Below are 11345 nucleotides of genomic sequence, written 5' to 3'. Positions count from 1 at the left end.
GCCTGCACAGGCAAGACGCCTGTGCCACCATTTGAATGCGAGCTGGTATAAAGATACAAATGGCCTTCACAGTCATTCTTTGAAAAAGGGGGATTTAATGCGGATTTTCGGGCAGTTATAAATTCCCCCTAGCCCTCCTTTGATAAAGGGGGGGATTTTAAAGGGTTTTCCGGATGCAAACTGTTTAGGCCAGGGACACCTTGATCTGGTCGGCCCGGGGGTTGACGCGATCCAGGCGCACCAGGACGGTATCGCCCGGGGAGAGCTTCACGCTGGCCGGGCCCGCCATGAAGAGTTCCAGCAGGATATCGGGGAACATGAGGCGGTAGCGGTGCGGCAGGCTGTCCAGCACCAGGGCCTCAAGCCGTTGTCCGACCCGGGTTGACAGGTGCTTTAAGAGCCAGTAGCGGAGGCGCCGGGTTTTCAACTGCCCGGCCCGGCGCATGGCCGGCTCGATGGTGGCCAGGATCTGCTCCAGGTCATCAGGCGTGTAGATGGGCGGATGGCCACTCACCACGGCCAGGAGCTGGCGGTGAATCACCAGATCCAGGTAGCGGCGGATGGGAGAGGTGGCAAAGGTGTAGCAGGGCAGCCCCAAACCCCAGTGGGGCGACGGCGTCAGGTCCATTACCACGCGGCTTAAACGGCGTCGATCCTGCCAGAGTTCCAGAAGGGTTTTGTCCGGCGCGGGTTTGATAGGCTCCCGAGGGTCAGGCTGGCCGCGGTAGAGGGCGGCAATGCCGTTATCCGCCAGGAATTGAGCGGCGAGGGAGTTGGCCAAGACCATGGCCTCGGCCACCAGTTGGCGGCTGACCGTCTCCTGGTCTTCCACCACGATCTGAGTTTCGCCCTGGGGTGTGAAGGTGATCCAGACTTCGGGCAGCTTCAGCTCGTAGCCGCCTTTGGCCAGGCGCCGTTCCTTGAGACGGCGGGACAGATGGTACAGCGTGGCGAGTTGCTGATCCTGGTCCAGGAGACTGTCGACTTCATGGTAGGTCAGGCGCCGCTGGACCTTAATAAGGCTGGGGACGATCTCCCAGTCTTTGAGCTCTGCGTCAGGGGTTAAGGTGACCAGAAAGCTTAAGGCCAGGCGCTCCTGGTGGACCAGCAGGCTGACGGTGTCTTCCGAGAGTTCCTCCGGCAGCATCGGCAGCCGCCGCTCAGGCAGGTAAATGGAGGTGCCCCGGGCCTGGGCCTCCAAATCCAGTGAGGTTTGGGGCAACACCTGGGACGAGACGTCGGCGATGTGAATCCCCAGGCGCCAGCCGTCCGCCACTGCTTCCAGGCTCAAGGCGTCGTCGTAATCCCGGGTGCGCTCCCCGTCAATGGTAATGATCTCAAGATGGGTTAGATCACGCCGCTTTGCCGCATAAAGATCGGGAGGCGAGGTCTGGGCCAACTGCCGGGCCAGGGCCAGGGCCTCCGGGGGGAATTCTAGAGGGACTTCCAGCCGGTGGAGGTCAAGGTCTTCATCTTCCTGAAAGACCCCCAGCCAGACCAGCAGGCGAAACGGGGCCTCCGCCGGGTTGAGCCGGGCTTTGTCCAATATGGCCTTGCCCTCGAGATAATCTGGGGCCTCGACCCCAAACACCGCCATCTGGCGCAAGAGCTCGACAACCCGGTCTTTCCAGGGGCCGGCCGCCGCGGCCTGGCCTTCCGAGACTACCTTCAGCCAGGCGCCGATCTCTTCGGCCTCCTGGCGGCGCGTTGATTCCCGGTTGAGCTGTTCCTTCAGGAGCTCCACTACTTCTTTTGGGTTGGGGATGACCAGGCCTTCTTTCAGCTTAAAGAGAAAGCGGTCGTCCCTGAGGCTCCGGCCCGTGGCAGCAACGTGGTCAGGGTCGACCTGGCCAAACCACAGGTCAGCCATCTCGGCCACCGACACGGCCTGGTCTTCGGAAGCCAAAAGCTCCCACAGTTCTTCCAGATTGATGTCAGCCTTGAGGGCCTCGCGTGTCCGGGCGGTATCGTCCAGGCGGTTCAACATCTCCTGGCGGGACAGGGTGGCGATAGCCAGACGGGGGCCGGCATGGAGGACACGCTTGGGAGCCAGGGTCATTTCGCGGCTGGACTGGCTCAACACCTGGAGCCGTTCGCCCTTCAGATCCAGGACGACGGCGCAGAAAATGCGCTTTTCTTCGAAAAATTCGACAATATCGCCGGGTTCCATGTGGCCAAAACGTAACAAAATCCCCGGAAAAGTCAATGAGGACAGTTTTCGTTCAGCTGCTATCTTAGCTGCAAATTCAGAGGGCGAGATCTAAAAAATCAAAAAAGTGTTTGAATTTCTTTTAATTTGGGCAAGAATGACGATGTAAGTAAATGCAAGGCCTGGGATAAAGCCGCTGGGCTTTTCCGAAAACTTAAAACCGAAGACCGGAAACCCTTCATGCGACTGGCCATAATTGCCGATATACATAGTAACTTGGAAGCGCTTTCGAGCGTGCTGGCCCAGATCGACCAAGAGGGGGTTGAGGTTGTCCTGAATCTGGGCGACCTGGTGGGCTATAATGCCAGTCCCAATGAATGCCTGGAGTTGCTCAAGACCCGGACGGTGTGGAGTCTGGCGGGGAACCATGACCTGGCCCTGTTCGATGCGGAACGGGCCCAGCATTTTAATATCATCGCCCACCAGGCCCTGATGTGGTGCCGGGAGCAGGTCCGACCGGAATTTTTGGCATTTCTCCAAGGTCTGCCCTTGTTGCGGGAGCAGCCGGGCTCGTTTCTCGCCTGCCACGGCACCCCTGCCAGCCCCGATACCTATATCGCTTATCACTTCCAGGGCAAAAGGGTCTTGAAGCACTTGCTCAGCCATCCGCAAACCCGGGTGTGTTTTTTCGGTCACACCCATCGGCGGGCTTTGTGGTACCGTGATATTCGGGGGAAGGTAGCCCTGCGCCAGATCTCACCTAAGAAAATAAGGTTATCCCCGGAGGAGCATTATCTCATCAATCCCGGCAGCGTGGGCCAACCCCGGGATGGCAACCCCGAAGCGTGCTACGCTATCTTCGACGATAAGGAGTTTACCATCCACTTCAAGTCGGCCCCTTATGATATAGGCGGGGCGCAACACCGCATCCTGGCCGCCGGACTGCCGGCCTTTCTGGCCGAGCGTCTGGCCCAGGGGACGTGAGAGAGGTTTTTTCAGGTTTCAGGTTTCAGGTGTCAGAAAAAAGCGAGGCAGCAATTCTTAGAGGGCTGTTCATTAGATCGTCATCCCGGTTCTTTTTAAGGGCGAGGGAACCTGAAACCTGACACCTGAAACCTGACAGCTAACTACAGCAAAAGGGAGCGAGGTCATGGCTTACCACAAAGAGGGGGTGCTGAAAGACGGCAGCCGGGTGATCCTGCGGCCCATGGTGAAGGAGGACCGGGAGAAACTGCTGGAATTCTTTCGGGGTCTCGATGCCAGGGCATTGAGCTTCCTGCGCAATGACGTACGGGACCCGGCCGTGATCGATCGTTGGGTGAACCACATCGACTTAAACCGGGTCTTTCCCCTGGTGGCGGAAGCCGAGGGCCGGATAGTGGGGGATGTTACCCTGCACATGCGCAAGCTGGGCTGGAAAAGGCATGTGGGCAACGTGCGGGTAGTGGTGGCTAACGACTACCAACACCGGGGTTTGGGCACTCTCCTGATTAACGAAATCGTCGAGCTGGCCGGGGAATTCGGCCTGGAAAAGCTGGTGGCCGAGGTTCACCTCCAGGCGCTGGGAGCTATTGCCGTGTTCAAAAAGGCGGGGTTTTCCGTCAAGGCCGTGTTCGAGGACCTGGTCAAGGACCCGGCCGGCCAGAGCAGCGACCTGGTGGTCATGGTCTGTGACACCCAGGCTCAGGACCGCAAGGAGTAATGAGATTATGCCGCATAATACGAAAATGCGATCAAACAGGTACATAGATAGCCGCAGGCTTTACCGTGAAAACCAAATCCCTCTAAATCCCCCTTTGCCAAAGGGGGATTTTAAACCCCCTTTGAAAAGGGAGCAGAGGGGTTTTTATCCCTGAGAGAGAGACTTTCGGTTCATGAGTGTTAAGCTTGCGATTATTCTTTTAAATTACCTTTATGAGCGCCATTTGGTATAACAGGGGTGAGGATGCCAATGGATGAGCGACGCCGGGCTAAACGCATATCAGTCTATTTGGAAATCAAAGAGATTAACCATAAACCTTTGGGGGATACCTATTTATTGAACATTAGCGAGACCGGGGCTAAAATCGATACGCCGATAAAATATGCCGCCGGAGACCCGGTGGAGTTCAGTTTTATTCTGCCTGACATGGCAAAAGAGATTCACCGCAGCGGACAGGTGGTCTGGGTTCTGCCCCACCCCTCCAAGCCGGGACGCTCCCTGGTGGGATTAGACTTCTCCACCCCCTGGGAGATCGGCAGAAGAGTGAAATAAAAAATAAGGGGGAAGAGGGGAAAAGGGGGAGAATTCGTTGATAGACCGTTACTTTTAGCTGGCTGCCACATTATCGTTCAACATAGCCCAGAAAACCTGGAAAAGCCTCATGTCCTTATCCCTTTTCGCCTTGCCTTTCTACCACTCATAAAAATATCCAGGGGTATTCATCACCTCGGCCCCCTCAGGGGTGAGCCGCACCATGTCCTCCAGGCGGACGCCGCCCCAGCCGCTGAGGTAAATCCCCGGTTCCACCGTGACCACGCACCCGTCCGGCAACGCCACTCGCCTGGCTTCGGCGGGGCTCAAGCTGGGTGATTCATGTACCGCCAATCCCACCCCGTGGCCCAGGGAATGGCCAAAGGCCTCACCGTAGCCCCCTGCGGTAATCACCTCCCGAGCCAGGGCATCACCGGCCAGACTGTCCATGCCGGCCTTGAGTTCGGCCTCCGCTTTGGCCTGGGCCTGATGTACCAGAGAATAGATTTTCCGAAAGTCTTCATCCGGAGGTCCCAGGATAAAGGTCCGGGTCATGTCGGCGCAGTAACCGTCGACTTTGGCCCCCATGTCAATGATGATGGGTTCCCCGGCCTTAATGACATAGTCACCCGGGTGGTGATGGGGCCGGGCACTGTTAGGGCCAGCGGCCACGATGGACGGAAAAGCCAGGCCTTCGGCCCCCCCTTCCCTCAGACGCTTTTCGATCTCCCAGGCCACCTGCCGCTCGGTAAGACCCGGGGCGAGTTCGCCTTCCACCTGGCGCATCACGGTTTCGGTCAACGTAAGGGCACGGCGCATGACGGCCAACTCAGCCGCGGTCTTCCGCTGCCTGAGGCCTTCCACCAGCCCTTCCGTGGGCTGCCAGGTGACCGTGAGCCCAGCGTCTGCCACTTTCTTGGTCAGGCGTTGGTACTGCCAGTAGGTGAGATGCGCGGCTTCAAAACCCAGGCGGCTCACCCTGAGGTTCTTCAGGAGACCGGCCAAGGTTTCCCCCAGGTCGACTTTATAGATGAACACCTCAAAGTCCCCGGCCTCCTGCTCGGCCCAGATCTGATAGCGGAAATCAGTGAGGAGCACAGCCTCCCGGGCGGTAATGAGGAGCATGCCCCAGTCGGGATCATCGGCGGTAAACCCGCTTACATAACGGCGGTTCTCGGGACCGGAAACCAGGAGGGCGTCAAGCTCATGGGTAGGGAACAGCTCCCGGAGGGCCGTTAAACGCAGTATCTCAATGTTGGTCATAAATTATGATTCTGGGAGAAGCGGGCGCGAAAATCAAGGAGAAAACCTCCCGGAGCTGGTGAGATCATGAATCACCCTTGGCTTATAGCGTTTGCCATAAATTCATGCCGCTCGCTGATTTTTAAGTCCCCCTCAATCCAATGCTGTTCACTTAAGCATTTGGCGGTTTCTATTCAGATGCAGGGTGGGTTTCCCCGGCCAGCCCGTAGCACTTTTGAAACCAGGGCGGGGAGACCCCACTCCTACAAATGCTTAGGGGGATTTGGGTCTTAGAGCATGCCCCTTACGGGACAACCTTTTGGCACTCGCTGTATCTGGCCTTTTCATAAAAATCTGATAAATTAAATAAATAGATCACTGACATGGCGGCGCTTTGCCGTAAGAGCCTTAAGGCCCGGCAGGAGAACTACCTCCCGCAATGCAGGAGAACGATAACTTGATCAAACTGGTAGCCTTTGATTGCGACGGGGTGCTGTTCGATTCCCGTCCGGCCAACATCGCCTTTTATAACGGCACTCTCAGCCACTTCGGCCGTCCGCTCTTGAGCCCCGAGGCTGTGGACTATATCCACAGCCACACCGTGGGGGAATCTTTGGAGCACATCTTTAAGGGCTATGCCAATTATGAGGCGGTCTTGGACTTCGCCCGCGACTTCGATTACTCCCCTTTTATCGCCATGATGGTGGAGGAGCCGCACCTCAGAGAGTTTCTGCAGTTTGTGCGCCGTGAGCGCTACACCGCGCTGGCGACCAACCGCACCACCACTACCGGGGCTGTCCTCAATTATCACCGGCTGGCGGACGACTTTGACCTGGTGATTTCAGCCCAGGACGTCAGCCGGCCCAAGCCCGACCCGGAAGCTTTTGTGCGCATCCTGGCCCATTTCAACCTGGCGCCCTTTGAGGCCATCTATATTGGGGACTCCCGGGTGGATGAGCACTTCGCGGCCAATGCCGGGGTGCCCTTTGTGGCTTACCGCAACCCCAGCCTGCAGGCCGACTACTACCTGGAGTCCTTCGCAGCCGGCCCGGACCTGATCAGCTCCCTCAGCTAAAAAAAATCCCGTTCTTCGAGGGGTCGCCCATCGGCCGGGAGCGCTAATCTGGCCGATGGGTGGTAAAATTGCTTTCCGCCTCAAGGCAGTTTCCCGTTTGAGTCTTCTCTTTCCTGTCGTTTAGATCTGATCACAGCAGGTTTACTGGGGGAAAAGGTTCCTCCAGCCAAGATACCCTCGAGAATCCCATTGACTTATCAGGAAGTTGGGTTAATAATTCTTAGATTAACCATATATTTCTGCATAGCCGTCCTGATCTTCACGGACTTGAGTGGCTGAAAAAGGAGGACATCATGAAGCAATATCAGTGTCAGGTATGTGGCTATATTTATGATCCTGCCCAGGGAGACCCGGACAATCACGTCGCCGCCAACACCCCTTTCGATAAATTGCCGCCGGACTGGGTCTGCCCCATTTGCGGCGCCGGCCAGGACCAATTTACCCCGGTGGATTAAAGCAGCTCCCTTGAAATGCAGCGCCATTCCGGCGCTCCTGAAAATCCATAAATGATGCTATCCATGAAATATAAAGACACAGGCGTGCGATCCGGTGCGCTAAAGAAGCCCTTCTGGCGAGAATACGGGGAGTCCCTGTTTATCGCTGTCATCCTGGCCCTGGTGCTCCGGGCCTTTCTGGTCCAAGCTTTCTCTATCCCTTCCGGCTCCATGCAGCCGACACTCCTCATCGGCGATTATCTCCTGGTGAGTAAGTTTAGCTACGGCATCCGCAACCCATTTTCCAACAAGGTCTGGATTCCCATCGGCGAGCCTAAGCGGGGGGATGTGGTCGTCTTCATCTTCCCCCAGGACCCCACCAAAGATTATATCAAGCGGGTTATCGGCCTTCCCGGCGACCGCATCCAGATCACCAACAAAAAAGTCTATGTCAACGGTAAGGAGTATGAGACCCCTCAGGCGGTTAACGACGATCCGTTAATTATCCCACCCCCGCAAAGCCCCACCGAGTCGCCCCGGGATAACCTGGCGCCGGTGGTGGTGCCGGCCAACTCCTATTTCTGTATGGGGGACAACCGGGATCACAGCTATGACAGCCGCTTCTGGGGGTTCGTCCCCATGGATAACCTGCGGGGCAAGGCCATTATCATTTATTTTTCCTGGCAGGGGCCACCGGGCGAGCCTTTTGTGCAGGCCTTTGCCGGAGGGTTAAAAGGTCTCGTTTACAATTTCCAATGGAATACCGATGACTTCCGCGTGCGGTGGGACCGTATCGGCAAGATCATTCATTAAGCTATTTTTTTGTTGTAAAGATTTGGTATGGTTCCAAGCTTGGATTGGCGGGGGAAAATCAGTTATTGGAGTCACTTCTTCAAAAATTAGGAAGGATCTTTTTTGTTCTGAGAGGTGCTCATGACCATTCCCCGCATGACCGTTATCACTCTCGGGGTGACGGACCTGGCGAAGGCCGCCAGATTCTACGCAACTATTTTTGGGATTTCCCCAAACTCCGAGAATGAAGGGATCTCGTTTTTCGAGCTGCCCGGTGTCTGGCTGACGCTCTATCCGATCGAGAAGTTGGCCGAAGACATTTCACCCCAATTGTCTCCCACCCGCAGTGGTTTCAACGGCATAACTCTGGCGTACAACGCCCGAAGCAGGGACGAAGTCGTGGCCATTTTCAAAGAGGTCGAGGCTGCGGGCGCTTCTATTGCCAAAGCCCCGGAAGACACCTTCTGGGGTGGTTTTAGTGGCTATTTCGCCGACCTGGATGGCTACTACTGGGAAGTGGTTTGGGGTCCGATGTTCGACTTTGCGCCTGACGGTTCTTTGGGCTTCAAAAAGTAGCGGGAAGAATTGGCCAACCGCGCTAATCCGTTGAAGCCCGGGTTCATCCCATCATGAAGTCAGAACGCGCCCTTTTAAAATATGCCTTTGGTCTTTTCTAACCGAGAACAGAAAAGAGGAAACAGAAAACTACCAGGCCTCTTGGTCTATCTGGCGCTTCTGGTTGCCTGGGGCTGCGGTCCCGGCCCCGAAGCTCCCATCGTCATCTTCTGCTCCCCGGATTCGCCCAGGATGCGGCAGGCGGTAGCCGGAGTGCAGGCGAAGCTGGCGGCGACTCCCGGAGAAGTGGTCTTTGTCCCGGAGTTCGGACCCGAAGGTAAAGAAACCCTGCACCTCCTGCGGGCACGTCAACCCCGGCTCCTTATCGTGCTGGGCACCCCGGCTCTGCTCCTGGTGGCCCCGGTGGTGAAAAAGGCGCCGGTGGTCTTTGGGCTGGTGGCCAATCCGTATTTTACCGGAGCCGCCTATGAACCAGCCCATCCCGAGATTCACCAGGAGAACGTCACCGGCATCTCTACCCCGGCGCCCCTGGCTGCCGCCTTGCAACAGGGGACCAGTTTACTGGGGCAAGGCCCCTGGGGGCTCCTGTATGATCCCACGGATGGGGTGGCCGCAGACCTCGCCCAGCGCTTTATCGCCACCGCACCGCACTTTGGGGCGCAGCCTCTGGTTGAGACCAGCGGAGCTGCTGCCACCGACGGCCCGGGGCTGACGCAGCTGATAAAACGGGGGGCCCGGGTGATCTACCTGCCGCCCGCGGCCAGCGCCAAGCGCTACGCTCCCCTGATCTTGGACTGGGGCCGGCAGATGAAAGTCCGGGTGGTGAGCAGCCTCCCTGAAGGATCGCACCAGGGCGCGGCGCTGTGGGTGGCCGTGGATTACCACCGCCTGGGGGAAGACATAGGCGACATGGCCCGACGGGTCCTGGCGGGGGAGAAGCCCCAGACCATTCCGATTGTGGAGAAGATCCCTATCAACGTGGAAGTGGATGAGACCTTGCTGCGGAAATGGAGCGGGTATCCTGGGAAAAGTAGTGTTCAGTGATCAGTGATCAGTGGTCAGTGGTCAGTGGTCAGTGGGTGTTTGGATCGGAATCGCCTTTTGGTTGCTGGTCTCTTGGTTTATAAAAATTGGTTTATAAAAAACAGATTATCTCAATAGTAACCTGTTTTCTCACAGTCCCAAGCTAAGTTTGGGAATGAGAGGTGGATTTTTTTACTGGCCACTGATCACTGACCACTGATTACTATCCATCTTGGAGCCTTTGTGGTGAAATAAGGCTGGAGGAATTATATGACCCCATCCCGGAATTTCGATCCCGCTGCATGGCAGCCCGAGATCACCATGGAGCACTTTACCCTGGGCAACGGCCTCACCCTGTTCGTGCTTCCCGATCACCGGCTGCCCATCGTCTCCCTGCAGATTCACTATAAGGTGGGCTCCCGGTACGAGCTTCCGGGCATCACCGGCATTTCCCACCTCTTCGAGCACTTGATGTTCCGGGGCACCGAAACCCTGGGGCCTGAGGAGTTCTCCCGACTCCTCCAGGCCAAGGGCGGCGAGATCAACGCCTTCACCACCCGGGATCACACTTCGTATTTTGAAAATCTGCCCGCCGAGCACCTGGAATTGGGCCTGGAATTGGAAGCCGACCGTCTGCTGCACCTGAAATTGGACGACGACACCTTCCAGCCGGAGCGTCAGGTGGTCATCAGCGAACGGAAGCTGCGCTCAGTGGACAGCCCCTTTGGACTGGTGGAAGAGCAGTTGTGCGCCACCGCCTATACCCAGCATCCGTATAACTGGCCGGTGGTGGGTTGGAACCAGGACCTGCACCGCATGACCCTGGACGATTGCCTGGCCTACTACCGCAGTCACTACCACCCGGCCAAAATCACCATAGTCATCGCCGGAAACGTGGAGCCAGCTCGGGCCTTAGACCTGGTAGAGAAATACTTCGGCCAGATTCCCGCGCCGCCTGCGGCCCCGGAGCCGCAGGTCGTGGAGCCGCCCCAGCGCGGCGAGCGCCGGGCCGTCGTCAAAAAAGTCTCCCAGGTGGAGGCCTTGCTCGCCGGGTTTCATATCGTGGGCATCGACCATCCCGATCTCTACCCCTTGAACCTGTTGGCCGTCATCCTGTCGGGCGGCAAGGCGTCCCGGTTCCACCAGGAGTTCGTGCGGGTGGGTAAGGCCATTGCCCTGGAGGTGGAACTGGCCCCCCTGCCCTTTTCAGCCCAGGACCCGGACCTGCTGGTGATTACCGCGGTGGCCACTCCCGGGCGGCCCTTGCCGGAGTTGGAGCAGGAACTCTGGGCCGCCATAGATAAGCTCCGGGAGGACGGCGTCTCCCCGATGGAACTGGCCCGGGCCAAAAAACTGGTGCGCTCCCAGGCTGTCCGCTCTTTGGCGCACAACTTTTTCCGGGGTCTGTTGGTCGGCCTGTTCCACTTAAAGACCGGGGACGCCACCCTGGCCAACCAGATTCTCAGCTCCTTAGAGGCGGTCACCGCGGACGATATTCGCCGGGTGGCCCGGACTTACCTCAGGGAAGATAACCGCACCGTGGTGGTGCTCCAGCCCGTCACCTCGGAGGAGAGCGAGGCGTTGGGACCGTTGACTTGAAGCTGTCAGCTGTCAGCCAAAACCGTACAAAGTCCCCCTTTGAAAAAGGGGGACTTAGGCAGTAGTGTCCGGCAAGGTTTTTGCTATAGATAGAAGAGAATATGATTTCTTAAAAGAGGCCATTACCTAACTTCCGGATTTTTAATGTATTTTCCCTCTCCCCCAATGGGGGAGAGGGTATTTTGGTGGCACAGGCTTTCCAGCCTGTGCGGGCGCAGGCTT

The 11345-nt window shown here is 57.4% G+C and carries 11 protein-coding genes; 9 read left to right on the top strand and 2 right to left on the bottom strand.

Annotated elements, in window-relative coordinates:
• Positions 1-184: 184 nt before the first annotated feature.
• Positions 185-2188 (bottom strand): ribonuclease R family protein, encoded by a 2004-nt coding sequence (locus WC600_04880; GenBank protein ID MFA4902063.1) that lies wholly within the window; start codon positions 2186-2188, stop codon positions 185-187.
• 201 nt (positions 2189-2389) lie between these two features.
• Between WC600_04880 and WC600_04875 the strand changes: the two genes are divergently transcribed.
• From WC600_04875 to WC600_04865, 3 genes are all read left to right on the top strand, one after another.
• The gene (locus tag WC600_04875; GenBank protein ID MFA4902062.1) at positions 2390-3133 is read left to right on the top strand and encodes a metallophosphoesterase family protein; all 744 of its coding nucleotides are present in this window, start codon (positions 2390-2392) and stop codon (positions 3131-3133) included.
• Between the two features lie 166 nt (positions 3134-3299).
• Positions 3300-3851, top strand: a complete 552-nt coding sequence (locus WC600_04870; GenBank protein ID MFA4902061.1) for a GNAT family N-acetyltransferase — start codon at positions 3300-3302, stop codon at positions 3849-3851.
• Between the two features lie 249 nt (positions 3852-4100).
• Positions 4101-4403, top strand: coding sequence for a PilZ domain-containing protein (locus tag WC600_04865; GenBank protein MFA4902060.1), 303 nt, complete (start codon positions 4101-4103; stop codon positions 4401-4403).
• Positions 4404-4541: 138 nt separating this feature from the next.
• Here WC600_04865 and WC600_04860 read toward each other — a convergent pair whose 3' ends face one another.
• Positions 4542-5645 carry an aminopeptidase P family protein gene (locus WC600_04860; protein MFA4902059.1) on the bottom strand — a complete coding sequence of 368 codons (1104 nt, stop codon included), beginning with the start codon at positions 5643-5645 and terminating at the stop codon, positions 4542-4544.
• Between the two features lie 418 nt (positions 5646-6063).
• Between WC600_04860 and WC600_04855 the strand changes: the two genes are divergently transcribed.
• The 6 genes from WC600_04855 (at position 6064) to WC600_04830 (ending at position 11123) form a co-directional block, all read left to right on the top strand.
• Complete coding sequence (locus WC600_04855) at positions 6064-6699, top strand: HAD family hydrolase (GenBank protein ID MFA4902058.1); 636 nt, start codon at positions 6064-6066, stop codon at positions 6697-6699.
• A gap of 293 nt (positions 6700-6992) precedes the next feature.
• Positions 6993-7154, top strand: a complete 162-nt coding sequence (locus tag WC600_04850) for a rubredoxin (protein ID MFA4902057.1) — start codon at positions 6993-6995, stop codon at positions 7152-7154.
• A gap of 63 nt (positions 7155-7217) precedes the next feature.
• A complete protein-coding gene (lepB, locus tag WC600_04845) occupies positions 7218-7946 on the top strand; it encodes a signal peptidase I (GenBank protein ID MFA4902056.1) in 729 nt (242 codons plus the stop codon).
• A gap of 120 nt (positions 7947-8066) precedes the next feature.
• Positions 8067-8501 (top strand): VOC family protein, encoded by a 435-nt coding sequence (locus tag WC600_04840; GenBank protein ID MFA4902055.1) that lies wholly within the window; start codon positions 8067-8069, stop codon positions 8499-8501.
• 141 nt (positions 8502-8642) lie between these two features.
• Positions 8643-9545 (top strand): ABC transporter substrate binding protein, encoded by a 903-nt coding sequence (locus WC600_04835; protein MFA4902054.1) that lies wholly within the window; start codon positions 8643-8645, stop codon positions 9543-9545.
• A gap of 249 nt (positions 9546-9794) precedes the next feature.
• The gene (locus WC600_04830; GenBank protein ID MFA4902053.1) at positions 9795-11123 is read left to right on the top strand and encodes a pitrilysin family protein; all 1329 of its coding nucleotides are present in this window, start codon (positions 9795-9797) and stop codon (positions 11121-11123) included.
• The last annotated feature ends 222 nt before the right edge of the window (positions 11124-11345 follow it).

It is taken from the genome of Desulfobaccales bacterium, from assembly GCA_041648175.1.
GTDB lineage: Bacteria > Desulfobacterota > Desulfobaccia > Desulfobaccales > 0-14-0-80-60-11 > 0-14-0-80-60-11.
This window is presented reverse-complemented; position numbering and strand designations above follow the sequence as displayed.